At 75.2% G+C, this 15,071-nt stretch carries 13 protein-coding genes and 1 tRNA gene; 4 read left to right on the forward strand and 10 right to left on the reverse strand.

The features are described 5' to 3' along the window. Positions 1-3: 3 nt before the first annotated feature. Both HJG43_11980 and mscL read left to right on the forward strand, forming a co-directional pair. Positions 4-657, forward strand: a complete 654-nt coding sequence (locus HJG43_11980; protein ID UER55136.1) for a hypothetical protein — start codon at positions 4-6, stop codon at positions 655-657. 62 nt (positions 658-719) lie between these two features. Beyond that, positions 720-1,103 carry a large conductance mechanosensitive channel protein MscL gene (gene mscL, locus HJG43_11985; protein UER55137.1) on the forward strand — a complete coding sequence of 128 codons (384 nt, stop codon included), beginning with the start codon at positions 720-722 and terminating at the stop codon, positions 1,101-1,103. A gap of 15 nt (positions 1,104-1,118) precedes the next feature. Here mscL and HJG43_11990 read toward each other — a convergent pair whose 3' ends face one another. Together HJG43_11990 and HJG43_11995 are read right to left on the reverse strand one after the other, a co-directional pair. Then, positions 1,119-1,274, reverse strand: coding sequence for a hypothetical protein (locus HJG43_11990; protein UER55138.1), 156 nt, complete (start codon positions 1,272-1,274; stop codon positions 1,119-1,121). A gap of 61 nt (positions 1,275-1,335) precedes the next feature. After that, positions 1,336-4,959, reverse strand: coding sequence for a hypothetical protein (locus HJG43_11995; protein UER55139.1), 3,624 nt, complete (start codon positions 4,957-4,959; stop codon positions 1,336-1,338). 92 nt (positions 4,960-5,051) lie between these two features. Here HJG43_11995 and HJG43_12000 point away from each other — a divergent pair, with 92 nt between their 5' ends. Then, the gene (locus HJG43_12000) at positions 5,052-6,239 is read left to right on the forward strand and encodes an NTP transferase domain-containing protein (protein UER55140.1); all 1,188 of its coding nucleotides are present in this window, start codon (positions 5,052-5,054) and stop codon (positions 6,237-6,239) included. Between the two features lie 113 nt (positions 6,240-6,352). Then, positions 6,353-6,425, forward strand: a tRNA-Arg gene (locus HJG43_12005). 99 nt (positions 6,426-6,524) lie between these two features. Here the strand turns inward: HJG43_12005 and HJG43_12010 are convergent. The 8 genes from HJG43_12010 to HJG43_12045 all read right to left on the reverse strand — a co-directional run bounded on the left by HJG43_12010 (position 6,525) and on the right by HJG43_12045 (position 15,062). Further along, positions 6,525-6,641, reverse strand: a complete 117-nt coding sequence (locus tag HJG43_12010; GenBank protein ID UER55141.1) for a MetS family NSS transporter small subunit — start codon at positions 6,639-6,641, stop codon at positions 6,525-6,527. 3 nt (positions 6,642-6,644) lie between these two features. Next, a complete protein-coding gene (locus HJG43_12015) occupies positions 6,645-8,174 on the reverse strand; it encodes a sodium-dependent transporter (protein ID UER55142.1) in 1,530 nt (509 codons plus the stop codon). Positions 8,175-8,261: 87 nt separating this feature from the next. Beyond that, positions 8,262-9,533, reverse strand: coding sequence for an S-layer homology domain-containing protein (locus tag HJG43_12020; protein ID UER55143.1), 1,272 nt, complete (start codon positions 9,531-9,533; stop codon positions 8,262-8,264). A gap of 286 nt (positions 9,534-9,819) precedes the next feature. Then, positions 9,820-11,037 carry an ornithine--oxo-acid transaminase gene (gene rocD / locus HJG43_12025; GenBank protein UER55144.1) on the reverse strand — a complete coding sequence of 406 codons (1,218 nt, stop codon included), beginning with the start codon at positions 11,035-11,037 and terminating at the stop codon, positions 9,820-9,822. A gap of 18 nt (positions 11,038-11,055) precedes the next feature. After that, positions 11,056-12,204, reverse strand: a complete 1,149-nt coding sequence (locus HJG43_12030) for an amidohydrolase (protein UER55940.1) — start codon at positions 12,202-12,204, stop codon at positions 11,056-11,058. A gap of 160 nt (positions 12,205-12,364) precedes the next feature. Beyond that, positions 12,365-13,465, reverse strand: a complete 1,101-nt coding sequence (locus tag HJG43_12035; GenBank protein UER55145.1) for an FAD-dependent oxidoreductase — start codon at positions 13,463-13,465, stop codon at positions 12,365-12,367. Continuing rightward, a complete protein-coding gene (locus tag HJG43_12040; GenBank protein ID UER55146.1) occupies positions 13,462-13,986 on the reverse strand; it encodes a hypothetical protein in 525 nt (174 codons plus the stop codon). The genes HJG43_12035 and HJG43_12040 overlap by 4 nt, the downstream gene beginning before the upstream one ends. Then, positions 13,983-15,062, reverse strand: a complete 1,080-nt coding sequence (locus HJG43_12045) for a type III polyketide synthase (protein ID UER55147.1) — start codon at positions 15,060-15,062, stop codon at positions 13,983-13,985. The genes HJG43_12040 and HJG43_12045 overlap by 4 nt, the downstream gene beginning before the upstream one ends. Positions 15,063-15,071: the final 9 nt, after the last annotated feature.

Raw genomic sequence — 15,071 nt, forward strand, 5'->3', positions numbered from 1 at the left:
GCGGTGCGTGCCCTGCGCGTCGCGCTGCGCCGTCCCCGGGGGCGTCGGCTGCCGCCTCGTCGCACCGCCCGCGCCCGGCGGCTCGTCGCCGGGCTCCTGCTGGCCGCCGCGGTCGCGGTCGGTGTCGATGCGCTGGCACCGTCCGCGGACCCGGGCGCACCGGTGGCCGCAACGACCCGGGACCTGCCCGCCGGGCACGTGCTCGCCGCCGCCGACGTGACCACCGTCCGGCTGCCGGCGGCTGCGGTGCCGGCGGGGGCGCTGGCGCCCGGCCGGGCCCAGGGCGCCCGGCTCAGCGCCGCCGTGCGTGCCGGCGAGGTGCTCACCGACGCACGGGTACGTGCCGCGGGGCTGCTCACCGGTGCCCCGCCCGGCAGCTGGGCGGTGCCGGTGCGGGTCGAGGGCGAGGCCCTCGCCCTGGTCTCCCCCGGTGACCCGGTCGCCGTGCTGGCCGGGGCCGACCTCACCTCACCGGAGGCCCACGGTGAGGTGATCGTCGAGGACGCGACGGTGCTGCACGTCCCGGTGGCGGACAGCGGCCTGCTGGGGGCGGAGGACACCGGCCGCACCGTCGTCCTGGCCCTGGACCGCGCGGAGGCGACACGGGTGGCCGCCACTGCGGGACGACGTCCGCTGCTGCTCGCCGTGCTCCCCTAGCGTGAGCTCCGGCGCCACCGACCGCGGTGGTCCGTCACCAGGGTCACCAGGAGGGAGCGGTCATGCTCAAGGGTTTCAAGGACTTCCTGCTGCGCGGCAACGTCGTGGACCTCGCCGTCGCGGTCGTCGTCGGGGCGTCCTTCGGCGCCGTCGTCAGCGCGTTCGCCGACGACTTCATCGGCGGACTGATCGCGGCGCTCGGCGGCGTCCCGGACGTCAGCGACGTGGGCTGGGGCCCGGTCGTCATCGGCACGACGATCACCGCCCTGATCAACTTCGTGATCGTCGCGGCGGTGGTCTACTTCGCGGTCGTCGTGCCGGTGAACCGGCTCATGGAGCGCCGGCGGCGCGGCGAGGAGCCCGAGGTCCAGGCGCCGCCGGAGGACGTCCTGCTGCTCCGGGAGATCCGGGACCTGCTGCGCGCGCGCCAGGGCGACGCACCCTGACCTCTCATCAGTGCGTCACCAGTGCGGCGGCCGCTCCCGCAGGATGCGGTCGTCGTCCTCGGGGTCGGGGGGCTCACCCCAGCCCTCGTCCCGGTCGTCGTCGGCACGCTCCGGCAGCATCGGCTCGTCGCCCTCGCCGCGCCCACCCCCACGCCCCTCCTCGGTGATCATGCAATCCCGCCACCCTCCGCCTGCCCACCCTCGGTGATCAGCCGACATCCCCTCGTCGTGATCATGCAATCCCGCCACCCTCGGTGCCGAGCACCCGGTCCACCTGGGCCTCGGGGTCGGTGAACAGCCCCACGGCGCCGACCCGCACGACCCGCCAGCCGAACCGGCGCAGCTGGTCCGGCAGCAGCAGGTGACGGACGACGAGGGCGTCGCTGAGGGCCTCCTCCGGTGCGTCCGCCGGGTGCAGGTCGGTGACCACCGCGGTCGGCCGCTCGCCGTCGGCGTCGACGACCAGGTCCGGGACGCCGCCGGGCCCGACCCGGGCGTCGTGGCCGCGGGCGGCGAGCCGGTCGGCGAGATCGGCGAGCAGGGGGTCGGCGAGCAGAGGGTCGGCGAGCTGGTGCCCGCTGGCCGCCGCCCCGTCGTCCGGCGCCTCTGACGCCTCCAGCGCCTCGAGCAGCGACCGCAGGCCCCGCGCGCCCGGCGTCCGGAGCCGGTCGGGGTCCAGGTCGGCGGCGGTGAGACAGGAGACGACGGTCAGGTGCCGCCGGGCCCGGCTGGCGACGACGGCGAGCCGCCGGTCACCACCGTCGGCGTCCAGCCGGCCGAACCGGTGCAGCACCCGCCCGTGCGGCGTCCGGGCGAACCCGACGCTCAGCACGACCGAGTCCCGGACGGCGTCCTCGCAGCGGTCGGTGTCGGTGACGACGAACGGCTCCCGGGTCTGCGCGGCCAGCCAACGGGCGACGTCCGGGTGGTCGGGCAGGTCGGCGCGCAGGGCGTCGGCGACGCGCCGGGCGTGCCGCGGGCCGAGGGTCAGCACGGCGAGGGACTCCTGCGGCCGGGTCCGGGCGTGCTCGAGCACGAGCGCGACGACGCGGTCGACCTCGGCCTGGACGCTCTCCACCCCGCCGTCGGCGTCCGGGGACCCCACGCCGTCCGGCACGAGCACGAGGTCCGCGGAGGCAAGCCGCGGCGGTGCCGGGACCCGCGCCGTCGCCGGGACGTCCCCTCCGCGGGGGCGGACGGCGTCCGCGACCCGGACGACGGCGGCCGGCATCCGGTGCTGGTGGCGCAGCCGGTGGGTCGGCAGGACGTCGGCGAGCAGGTCCAGGACGCCGGGTCGCGGTGGGGCGTCCACCGCCGGCGCTGCCGTGCGGCTCGGGTTCTCCCCGGCGACGACCACCGGCGCCGGGGGCAGTCCTGCGGGGTCGCCGAGGACGACGACCTGCGGCGCCCGGGCCAGGGCGAGGACGGCCTCGGCGGTCCCGACCCGGTGCCCACCGGCGAGGACGACGACGTCGAACCGGGCGTCTGCGCCGACTTCCTGGGGCAGGGCCATCGGGGTCGTGGCCACGACGGGTGCAGCACCGGCGACCGCGACGGCGTCGCGCACCGAGCGGACCACGGCGCCCTGCCGCCGCAGCTCCGCCGACCGGACGGCCTCCAGCGCGGCTGCGTGCGCGGCCGCGTCGGCGGCGGCCAGGTCCGGGTCACCGGCGAGCAGCAGCTGCAGCAGCGACCGCCACCAGGCCAGGTCGAGCTCGGCAGCCACGGTCTGCGCGGGGGCGGCGCGGGCGATGAGGTCGGCGACCAGCGGCTCCAGGCCGAGGTCCCCCAGAGCGTCCAGGGCGGCGGTGCGCCGCGCCACCAGCGGCACGTCGCCGGCGTCGGCGGCGAGGCGCTCGAGACGGCGCTGCAGGTCAGCGAGCGGGACGTCGAGCAGCCGCCCGCCCTCCTCGGTCCCGGCCAGGACGGTCTCCAGCCGGCGCAGCTGCTCGACGACGGCGGCATGCACGGCGTCCACCTCGGCGAGCCCGAACGGCACCCGGGGCCAGCCGCCGCCGCGGGAGGCCCGCTGCCACTGCTCGCGCTGGGCCTGGGCGGCGACGAGCGCCGCATGCAGGTCGGGCACGGCGACGCCGGGCCGGACCAGCTCACGGGCCTGCTTCTCCCAGCGCCGCCGCTGCAGGACGCCCATCTGGATGCCGTGCTCGGCGCGCCACCGGGACGACGCGGTCGCGGCCACCATCTGGGTGACCGGCCGCTCGTAGACGGCGGGAGTGAAGAGGTCCAGGGTGTCCCGGACGCCGAGCAGCAGCTCCAGCTGGTCGCTCCAGGCGCCGACGCTGCCGGCCGGGGCCAGCCCGGCGTCCGCGGCGACCCGGTCCATCGCCGCGCGCAGGGCGGGCAGCCGCTGCTCGGCGAGGTCCCGGACGACGGTCAGGACCTGGTCGGCCTCGGCGTCGTCGGTGAGCCGGGCGCCGTACCAGGGGCTGCTGCGGGCGGACCGCTCGAAGACACCCAGGTCGGCGGCCTCCCGCAGGGCCGCGGCCGCCCGGGCCCGGGCCGGCTCGTCGAGGCGGCGCAGCACAGGCTCCTGGAGCTGGACGGTGGTCCGCGGCGCCGGCCGGCGCGCGGTGAGGGCGGTCAGCTCGTGCAGGGCCTGCAGGGCGCTGACCCCCCACGGGTCCCGTCGCGCGTGCAGGGCCCGGTGCTGGCGGCGCAGCAGGGCCATCGGGTCCCCGGCGTGACCGCTGCGCGGCTCCTGCGCGGCGCCGGACGCCGGCGGCGGTGGGGCGACGTCGCCGGGGACCTGGACGACGTCCTGCAGACCGACCGCGGCGAGCCGGGCCACGACGTCGGCGAGCTCGGTCCGCTGCGCGGCGACGAGGAGCACCCGCCGCCGGCCAACGGCCAGCGCGGCCAGCAGACCGGCCAACAGCTGGGTGGCACCGGTGCCCGGCGGGGTCTCCACCCGCACCGACCGCCCCGACACGACGGCCTGCAGGACGGCGCGCTGGTCGGCGTCCAGGGGCAGGGCGCGGACGTCGTCCGTGCCGTCGGCCACCCGCGGGCCGCGGGACCTCGCCGCGGCGGCCAGCCGGCTGCGCGCCTCGGTGTCGCCGGCGAGCGCGGCGACGACGTCGTGGCCGGCCAGTCCCGGCGCCAGTCGGTCGAGCTCGGCGACGAGGGCGGGGGCCAGGTCGACGAACGTGCCGACGACGAGCCGCTGCCGCACGACCAGACCCGGCAGGCCGCCAGCGACGTCGGCGAGCCGGTCGAACGCCGGGGTGGGGTCGAATCCGGGCCCGCGGGTGGCCAGGGCCTCCAGCTCCCGCGGGTCCAGCGGGCGACCGGCCGCGGCGAGCAGTCGGACGAGCGCCGGGTTCGTGCGCACGGGTCCGCCCAGGGAGAGGTCGTAGTCGCTCTGCCCCACCCCACGGGGCCGCAGGGTGAGCGGCCGCAGCAGAACGGGTCCGGTCACGGTGTCGTCCCCGTCGCGCCAGCTGACCATGCCGACGGCGAGGTGCGCGGCGCGCAGCCCGTGCTCGTCGGCCAGGGCGGTCGCGGCCAGTCGGACGGCGCGGGCCCGGCGGCGCGCGTCGGACAGCGCGGCCGGCTCACGGAACAGGCTGGACAGCAGCGTCGGGCGACCGGCGAGGAACCCCGCCAGGCCGGAGGGGTGCGCGCTGCCCAGGTCCAGCGTGCCGTCGGGTAGGTCGCGGTAACGGGTCAGCGGGTCCGTGCCGCCGACGGCGGCCAGGTCGGCCCGCCACGAGGCGACCGCGCCCGCCAGCCCGGTGACCGCGCCCGCCTGCCCGGCGGCAGGCGCCCGGTCAGCAGCGGGAGCCGCCGTCGGCTGCGGCGCGGCGGCCTGGGTCGGCTGCGGGCTGTCGGGCATGCGGCAACGCTAACCGGCGCGGCGCCGTCCGGGCCCACCTGGCTCACTGCGGTGGGAGTGCCTGAACGGGTTGGGCTGCCTAGCCTGCGCAGATGGCCCCGTCGCGTGTCCTCGTCCTCGTGCTGGCCGGCGGCGCCGGCAGCCGGCTGGAGCTGCTCACGGAGCGCCGCGCCAAGCCGGCGGTGCCCTTCGGCGGCAGCTACCGGCTCATCGACTTCCCGCTGAGCAGCTGCCGTCACAGTGGGATGCCGGAGGTGTGGATCGCCCAGCAGCAGCATCCGGTGTCGCTGGCGGAGGCACTCGTCAACGGCCGCCCGTGGGACCTCGACCGGACCACGGGTGGTCTGGTGCTGCTGCCGCCGGCCCGGGGTGCGCAGCGGGAGGGGTGGCACCACGGGACGGCGGACGCGCTGTGGAAGCACGCGCCGCTCGTCCGTGAGGCCGCACCGGAGGCGCTCGTCGTGCTGAGCGCCGACGCGGTGTACCGGATGGACTACGACGAGGTGGTACGTGGCCACCTGGACTCCGAGGCCGCGGTGACGATGGTGACCACGACGGTCGACCGGGACGAGGCCTCCCGGTACGGGGTGGTCGTCACCGACCGCCAGGGCCGGGTGCGCGACTACGCCTACAAGCCCGACCGGACGGCGTCCGGGCAGGTGACGACCGAGGTGTTCGTCCTCGACCCGGTACGGGTGCTGGACGAGCTGGACGCCGTCGCCGCCGACGTCGGGGAGGACCCTGAGCAGATCGGCGACCTCGGGGACCACCTGCTGCCGCGGCTCGTGGCGGCCGGGGAGGCGCGGGTGCACCGTTTCGGTGGCTACTGGCGGGACGTGGGCACCGTGGAGGCGTACTGGTCCGCGCACATGGACCTGCTCGGCCCGCGACCGGCGTTCGACCTCGACGACCCCGACTGGCCGATCCTCACCCGGGGGGCGCGGACGCCGCCGGCGCGGCTGGCGCGCACAGCCGCCGTCGCGGACTCGCTCGTCGCAGGCGGGGCAGTGGTCGCCGGAGAGGTGGACCGGTCGGTGGTGTCCGCGGGCGCCGTCGTGGAACGTAGTGCAGTTGTGCGGCGCTCCGTGCTGCTGCCCGGTGCCGTCGTCCGCTCGGGCGCCGTCGTCGACTCCGGGACGACGGTGGGACGGGGCTGCCGGGTCGGTGGGCCACGCGGGGACGTCGCGCTGGCCGGCGGGGGCGCGGCGATGCGCCGCGGCACCGAGGTGCCTCCCGCGGGCCGCTGGCCGCAGCGCCGCCGACCCGATGGCGGGCACTAGCGCTTCTCTCCTCACCCCTTCCCACGTCGTGCGGGCATGCCGTGGCCCGGGGACGCGGATCTGCGAGGATGTCGCCGCCACCAGGCTCCCGGCCCACAACGACGGCCGGGCACGCCCCCGTAGCTCAGGGGATAGAGCAACGGTTTCCTAAACCGTGTGTCGCAGGTTCGAATCCTGCCGGGGGCACGGGTCGCTCCGTCGACGCAGGGCCAGCGTGCCCCGTGGCGCACCGGTTCGTCGCCGGCGCCGGTCGCAGAACCCGGCCCCGACCAGCGGCCGGAGCCGTCACGTGCCGCCGCCGTCCCGTCTGGACGACCACCAGTAGTGCACCGCAGCAGCGGTGAACCCACCCCAGAGCAGCACCGCCCCGATCAGGAGCATCGCGATCGCGGACCCGTCCACGGCTCAGCCCTCCAGCCTCATCTCGCGGTCCTTGCGGATCTGGCTGAGCAGCAGCGCGATGACCAGGGTGAGCGCCACCACGCCCCAGCCCACGACCAGCAGCCCACTCGCTGGGTAGCCGGCGTACGGCTCGTTGACCTCGGTCCAGACGTTGTAGACGGTCATAGAGCCGAGCAGCACCGGCGTTATCACAGCGAGCGACACGGTCCACCACGCCCCGACCCGGATGTACGAGATCTCGTTGACGTGCCGGCGCAGCGCGGCCAGCTCCCGGCCCACCCAGGCGACGAGCACCACCTCGAGCAGCCCGGACACCACCAGACCGAAGTTGTTGAGGAAGCGGTCGGCGGTGTCGAGGTAGAACAGCCCGCCGCGCGTGGTGTAGACGAGGCTGACGGCGAAGGCGGCGCCGCACAGGATGTTCACCGCCGCCGTCCGGGACAGGTGGAACTTCTCCCGAACCGCCGCGATGCCGGGCTCGAGGATGGACACCATGGAGGTGAGACCGGCGAAGAACAAGGTCAGGAAGAACACGATCCCGATGACGCTGTTGAGCCCTGGGAGCGTGTTGATGATCTGAGGGAAGGCGATGAACGCCAGCCCCACGCCCCCGCTACCGGCGACGTCGGTGACCGCCGACCCGGACGCTGCGGCGAGGAAGCCGAGGACCGAGAACACGCCGATGGCGGCGAGGAACTCGAAGCTCGAGTTGGCCAGACCGACGACGAACGCGCTGTTCGACAGGTCGGTGCGCCGTGGCAGGTAGCTCGCGTACGCAATCATGATCGAGAACGCGATGCTCATGGAGAAGAACACCTGGCCGTACGCAGCGATCCACACGCCCGGGTCGGCGAGCGCCCCGAAGTCCGGAGTGAAGAGCACGTTGAGGCCTTCGCCTGCCCCCTCCAGGGTGACACCACGGATCACGAGGACGAGCAGCAGGATGACGAGGAGCGGCATGAGCACGCGGGACGCCCGTTCGATCCCGCGCCGCACGCCACCTCGCAGGATGGTGTAGATCATCGCCCAGGCGATAAGCACGGGGACCAGGACCGCCACGACCGGGCCACCGACCTGCCAGAACCCCTCTGGCGCCCCACCCTCGGAGGTCTGCAGGAAGTCACCGATGAAGAACGCGGCGGTGTCCTCACCCCACTGCTGGCCGACCGAGTACCACACGAACGCAAGGCACCAGCCGAGGATGACGACGTAGTAGGTGGCGATGAAGAACGCGACTGTGACCTGCCACCAGCCGAGCCACTCCCACCCGCGACGCACCTGTCGGAAGGCGTGCGGCGCGCTGGACCGGTGCAGGTGCCCGAGGGCGTACTCCAAGATGAGGATCGGCAGCGCCGCCGTAAGAATGGCGACGAAGTACGGGATAAGGAATGCGCCGCCACCGTTCTCGTACACGACGTACGGGAACCGCCAGATGTTGCCCAGCCCGATGGCCGACCCCATGGCGGCCAGCAGGAAGCCGACCTTGGTCGCCCACTGGTCCCGGCCCACCGCCTCCCTCTGCGACGTCCCCATGGGTCTACCGTGGTCCGTCGCTGCCGTCAGGTCAACGACCCGGGTGTCATCCTGCCGGTATCGTCCCACCGGCGTCGGGACCGGCGGTCAGCCGTTCGAAGCCCGGTAGAGGAACGCCGCCATCTGGCCCCGCGTCACCGGGTCCTCGCCCTGGAAGACCGTCCCGTCACCGGACCCGGTGGTGATCCCGCTGGCGGCCAGCCACACGACGTCCTCGTACCAGCTGCTCGTCGGCGGGACGTCGGCGAACACGACCGTCGGCGTGGCAGTCACGTAGTCGTCCTGCGCCCCGAGCGCCCGGTGCAGGAACGCCGCCATCTGGTGACGGGTCACCGTGCCGCGCGGGTCGAAGGCACTGCCGTCCCCGACTCCACGGCTGATCCCCTGCTCGGCGAGCCAGCCGATCTCGGTGGCGAACGGGTGGTCCAGGGGGACGTCGGTGAACCGCTGCTCGGTGGACGCCGGGTACCAGGACGGGCGGGCGTGCCGGTACAGGAACGCGGCCATCTCAGCGCGGGTGATGGTGTCCGTGACCCCGAACGAGCCGTCGGCCCGGCCCTCCGTGATCTGCTGGTCGGCCAGCCACTCGACCTCGGTGAAGAAGGAGTGGTGCTGCGGCACGTCCCAGAACCGCAACCGGACCGGCACCGGGCAGCGCTCGAGGTTCGGCGCGGTGTACGGGGGCGCGAGCTGCCCCTCGACCGCGACGCACGGTCCGTAGTCGGTGGCGGCGACCCGGCCGGTCCAGAATGACGTGCGCTGCATCGCGCCGGCCCAGCTCAGCGACACGTGCACGTGGTCGGTGTGCGGGCTGGAGCCGGTGTAGGCCAGCAGCCCCTGGTCGGCCTTGTACGACGACCAGGTCTGGCGGTTCCAGATCACGTACATGACGCCGAGCCGGCGGGCGTTCCAGCCCGGCTTGCCGTCCGGGCCGTCCGCCATGAGCCAGGCGACGAACTCGTCCGCGGCCGCCTTGTGCGCCGGGTTGTTGACGTCGAGCGCCCAGTCCCAGGCCCGGCCCTCCTTGTGCTCGCTGCGACCGCCCTGATCGCAGCTGCGGGAGATGCCGCTGGAGTGGCCCTGGCCGTAGTGGGCCAGGACGACCTCGGACAGCGCAACCGTGCCGGGCTTGGGCGCCGGGTCGCAGCTGACCTGGCCGAGGTAGGGGCTGTAGGTCTCCACGGCCGCCGGGACCGGGTACGCGGACACCGGCCCGGACGACGTCAGCGGGCCGGCGGTGACGGCCGCGGCCGGACCGCTCAGCAGACCGAGGGCAACCCCGGCCAGCGCGGCGCCGGACACGCAGCGGCGAAGCCAGCTGCCGGGGGCGGCGGGGCGGGAGCGAGACATCTGCGGCACGAGGAGTCCTTCGACGACCGACGGAACCCTCCGTGCATCGGCCGTTGCCCAGGGCGCCTTGAGCCTCCAGCGCCCATCCCCCTCCCCCAGCGCCCACTCTTCACCCCCAGCCGCCCACTCTTCACCCCCAGCGTCACCTCCAGCGCAGAATGCTGGGTTGTAGACGCAACACGCCGCGAGACGCGGGCGAAATCCAGCATTTTGCGAGGGGCCGGGCGCGGGCCGGCGGGCGAGGAGCCGGCGCGAGGGGCTGGCGCGCGCGAGCGCAGCGCCACCACGGCTGGGCTCAGCCTCGCGGTCGCAGCTCCTCGATGGTCTCCGCGAGGGCGTCGAGCCCGTGGTCCAGGTCGGCCTGGTCGATGACGAGCGGCGGGGCGATCCGCACCGTCCACTCGTGGGTCTCCTTGACGAGCACGCCGCGAGCCTGCATCGCCTCGGACACCTGCCGCGCCCGGCCGGCCTCGGGCCGCAGCTGGACGCCGGCCCACAGCCCGATGCTGCGCACCTCGGCCACGGCGTCCGCGGGGAGCTCCTTGAGCCGCTGGGCGAGGTGCTCGCCGAGCACCCGGGAGCGCTCCTGCAGCTCGCCGGTGCGCAGCATCGCGACGACCTCGCGTCCGATCGCGGTGGCGAGCGGGTTGCCGCCGAAGGTGGACCCGTGGGTGCCGGGCGCGAACAACCCGAGCACCTCCTCGTCGGCGACCACCGCCGACAGCGGCACGATGCCACCGCCGAGCGCCTTGCCGAGGATGTACACGTCCGGGACGACGCCCTCGTGCTCCACGGCGAACGTCGTCCCGGTGCGGCCCAGGCCGGACTGGATCTCGTCGGCGACCAGCAGGACGTTCTCCCGCGTGCACAGCTCACGCAGTCCCGACAGGTACCCCGTCGGGGGGACGACGACACCGGCCTCCCCCTGCACGGGCTCGATGAGCACGGCGACCGTCGTGTCGTCGATGGCCTGCTCCATCGCGGCGATGTCGCCGTAGGGCACGACCCGGAACCCGGGGGTGTACGGGCCGTAGTCCTCGCGGGCGGACTCGTCGGTCGAGAACGACACGATCGTGACCGTGCGCCCGTGGAAGTTGTCGGACGCCACGACGATGGTCGCCTCGTCGCGTGGCACGCCCTTGACCCGGTAGCCCCACTTCCGGGCGGCCTTGATCGCCGTCTCGACGGCCTCGGCGCCGGTGTTCATCGGCAGCACCATGTCCTTGCCGCACAGCTGCGCGAGATCCCGGCAGAACGGGCCGAACGTCTCGTGGTCGAACGCCCGGCTGACGAGGGTGACCCGGTCGAGCTGCTCGTGGGCCACCCGGAGCAGGCGCGGGTGGCGGTGGCCGAAGTTCATCGCCGAGTACGCCGAGAGGAAGTCCAGGTAGCGGCGTCCGTCGACGTCGGTGACCCAGGCCCCGGAGGCCTCCGAGATCACCACGGGCAGCGGGTGGTAGTTGTGGGCGCTCCAGCGCTCGGACATCGACCGAAGGTCGTCGGTACGGGTCATCTCCGGTGCGGACCTCTCTCAGCTCGTGGGGTCGGGGTCGTGCAGGACGCCGGGGTCGCCGGCGACGGCGAGGGCGGTGAGCGCGAGGGCACCGGCCGACTGCAGCAGGGTCTCATCCGCCTGCGGGGTGACACAGTGCGCGGCGAACTCGTGCTGGTGGTTGACCGCCGGCCAGGAGTGGACGGCGACGTAGGCGTGCAGGCCGGGCAGCCGCTGGCTGACGTTGCCGAAGTCGGTGGACCCGCCCAGGCCGTCGCCCCGCGGGTCCGGGGTGTACGGCCGGCCAAGAGCCGCGCAGGCGTCGGTGAACACACCCACCAGGCCCGCGTGGGGTCGCAGCGGCAGGTAGGTGTGCCCGACCGGGGTGATCTCGACGGACGTCCCGGTCGCGGTCGCCGCGCCCTTCAGGCAGGCCCGGACCCGCTCGCGCAGGTCGGCCAGGTCGTCCGGCGTCCGGGCACGCAGGTAGAACAGCCCTTCGGTGCGCTCCGGGACGACGTTCGGGGCGTCGCCGCCGTGGGTGATGATCCCGTGTACCTGCTGCTGGGGGCGCAGGTGCTGGCGCAGCATCGCGACGGCCTGGTAGCCGGCGACGAGGCCGTCGAGAGCGTTGCGGCCGTGCTCGGGGGCGGCGCTGGCGTGTGAGGCGCGGCCGGTGTAGACCACCTGCCACTCCTCGATGCCGAGGCTGCGCGGACCGTACTCGTCGTACGGGGTCGGGTGCACCATGAGCGCCGCGTCGGCGTCGTCGAACGCACCCGCGTCCAGCAGGTCCACCTTGCCGCCGAACCGCTCCTCGGCGGGGGTGCCGAGCACGGTCACCCGCAGCCCGGCGGCCTCCGCCAGCGGCGCCAGGACCAGTCCGGCACCGACCGCGGCCGCCGCGATGACGTTGTGGCCGCAGGCGTGTCCGACCTCGGGCAGGGCGTCGTACTCCGCGCACAGGACGACGTGGGTGTCGCCGGAGCCGAAGCGGGCGGCGAAGGCAGTGGGCAATCCGTAGGCACCGCGCTCGACCTCGATCCCGGCCTGCTCGAGGACGCTCGCGCACCGGTCCATGGCGCGGTGCTCCTCGTGGGCCAGCTCCGGGTCTGCGGCGATCGCGTGGGAGAGGCCGACGACGGTGCCGCGGTGCTGCTCGAGGGTGTCGGCCACCTGCCGCAGCAGGCTCTCGTCGACCGGGGATGCGCTCACATGGTGGACACTAGACGCCTTCCTGCCGGTGCCGGCGCCGCCCCGCCGGGTGGCGGGATTGCATGATCACCGATGAGGGTGAGGGGTGGCGGGATTGCATGATCACGGGGAAGTCGTGAGGGGTGGCGGGGGGTCAGGTGGCGAGGGTGTCGACGGCGGCGGCGAACAGGCGCGGGGCCCTGGCCGCGGCCGGGACCAGGGCCCGGCGCACCGGGGCGGCCCGGCTCGCGGTCACCAGGGCGCCGGTCAGCCAGCGGTAGGAGCGGGTGACCTCGCGCCACGCCGCCTCGTAGTCCTGCGGCCGGCCGGCGGCCACGGCGGCCACCGCCGCCTCCGCGGACGCCAGCCCCACCTGCAGCCCCTCCCCGGTCAGCGCGTCGACGTAGCCCGCGGCGTCCCCGATGAGCAGCACCCGGCCGGCGACCCGGCCGCGCACCCGCCGGCGCAGCGGCCCGGCGCCCCGCGCGGACGTCGTCCACGCTGCCCCGGCGAGCCGGTCGGCCAGCGCCGGGAACGCGGTCAGCGCGCTCGCGTGGTCCGTCCCACGGGGGCCCAGGACGGCGACCCCGACCTCCCCTGCCGCGACCGGGGTCACGTACGCCTCGGCGTCCGCGGACCAGTGCACCTCGACGTGGTCCGTCCAGGGCCGGACGGCGACGTGCCGCCGGACGCCGTAGCGCCGCCCGTCCGTCCCGGCGTCCAGGCCGAGGCGCCGCCGCAGCACCGAGTGCAGCCCGTCGCAGGCCAGCACCCACCGGGCCTCCACCGCCCCGCCGGCACCGCAGCCGCCGGCACCGCAGCCGCCGGCACGGGTGCCGCCGGCGACCAGGACCCGCACCCGCGCGCCGTCCTGCTGGACGTCGTCCACCCGACCGGTCAGCACGGTGACGCCCACCTCGTCGGCGCGGCGCCGCAGCGCGGCGTGCAGCGCGGTCCGACGCACCCCGCGCCCCGGCCCGGCCCGGAACCGGTGGGCGACGCTCGTCACGCCGTCCGGGCCGACGTACCGGATCCCGACGAACGGTGCGCCGCCGAGGGCCCGGTCGACGTCCACGCCGAGGTCGGCGAGCGCGCGCAGCGTGCCGGGCATGAGCCCCTCCCCGCAGGCCTTGTCGACCGGGCCGGTCCGCTGCTCGACCACGACGCTGCGCAGCCCGCGCCGGGCGGCTGCGACCGCAGCGGCGAGCCCGACCGGGCCCCCACCGACGACGACGAGGTCCCAGCGTCCGGTCACCGGGACGCCTGGGCCAGGGCGCGCTCCTCCACCGGGATGCGGACCCCGAGCAGCAGCGCCGCGTTGAGCACCGTGAACACCACCGCGGTGAGCCAGGCGGTGTGCACGAGCGGCAGGGCGAGGATCTCCAGGGCGACCGCGAGGTAGTTGGGGTGACGCAGCCAGCGGTACGGGCCCCGGGTCACCAGCGGCTCACCGGGCAGGACGACGACACGCGTGGTCCAGCGTCTCCCCAGTGCGGCGACGCACCACCACCGCAGCGCGTGCGCGGCGAGGAGGACGGCGAGCGCGGGCCAGGCGAGCCAGGGCAGGAACGGCCGGTCCAGCAGGACCACCTCGACCAGGCAGGCCACGAGGAAGGCGGTGTGCATCAGCACCATCACCGGGTAGTGCCCGGCGCCGTGCTCCACCCCGCCACGCGCCACGGCCCACCGCAGGTGCCGCCGGGCGACGGCGAGCTCGGCGACGCGGGCGGCGACCACGAGGGCGACGAGGACGGCGAACCACGCCTCGCTGCTCACGGGCCGTCCCAGCGCAGCAGCACGAGCTCGGCGCAGAAGCCGGGGCCCATCGCGAGCAGGACCCCCGCGGAGCCCGGTGGGGGCGGCGGCTCGTCGGCGAGGGTCGCCGCGAGCACGTGCAGCACCGAGGACGACGACAGGTTGCCGACCTCGGCGAGGGACTGCCAGGCCGGCCGCAGCGCGTCGTCCGGGAGCTGCAGGGCCGCCTGCACGGCCTGCAGCACCTTCGGCCCGCCCGGGTGCGAGATCCACCGTGCCACGTCGGCGGTCTCCAGGCCGGCGTCGGCGAGGAAGGCCTTCATGTCCTCGGCGAGGTGGGCCTCGACGACGTCCGCGACGCTGGCGGCCAGCACGATCCGGAAGCCGGTGCCGCCGACGTCCCAGCCCATGACGTCCTCGGTGTCGGGGTAGAACCGGCTGCGGGTGGCGACCACCCGGGGGGCGGCCTCGAGCCCGAGCCGGCGGGCGCGGTCCTCCCCGACCAGGACGACGGCGGCGGCGCCGTCACCGAACAGCCCGCTGGCGACGAGGTTGGCCGTCGAGGTGTCGTCGCGCTGCACGGTGAGCGAGCACAGCTCGACGCTGAGCAGCACGGCGACACCGTCCGGGTCGCCGCGCAGGTGGTCGTGCAGGCGGGCGATCCCGGCAGCGCCGGCGACGCAGCCGAGGCCGAACACCGGGATCCGCTTGACGTCGTGGCGCAGCCCGAGCCGGGTGACGAGACGGGCCTCCAGGGACGGCGCGGCGATGCCGGTGACGCTCGTGGCCAGGACGACGTCCACGTCCTGGGCGGTCAGCCCCGCGGCCTCAAGGGCGGCCGAGATGGCCTGGGCGCCGAGGTCGGTGCCGACGTCGATGAACACGTCGTTGGCCTCGCCGAACCCGCTGAGGGTGCGGTAGCGCTCCAGCGGCATCGCCAGGTGCCGGTGGTGGACGCCGGCCGAGGAGTGCAGCCGCTCCAGCAGGGCGCGCCTGTCCCCGGTGGGGGTGACGAGCCCGGCGAACAGCGCGGTGATGTCCTCCTGGGCGTACCGGTGCTCCGGCAGGACGGGGGCCACCGCGGCGATCCGGGTCACGTCGGCATC

It is taken from the genome of Kineosporiaceae bacterium SCSIO 59966 (assembly GCA_020881835.1).
Taxonomy (GTDB): Bacteria; Actinomycetota; Actinomycetes; order Actinomycetales; family SCSIO-59966; genus SCSIO-59966.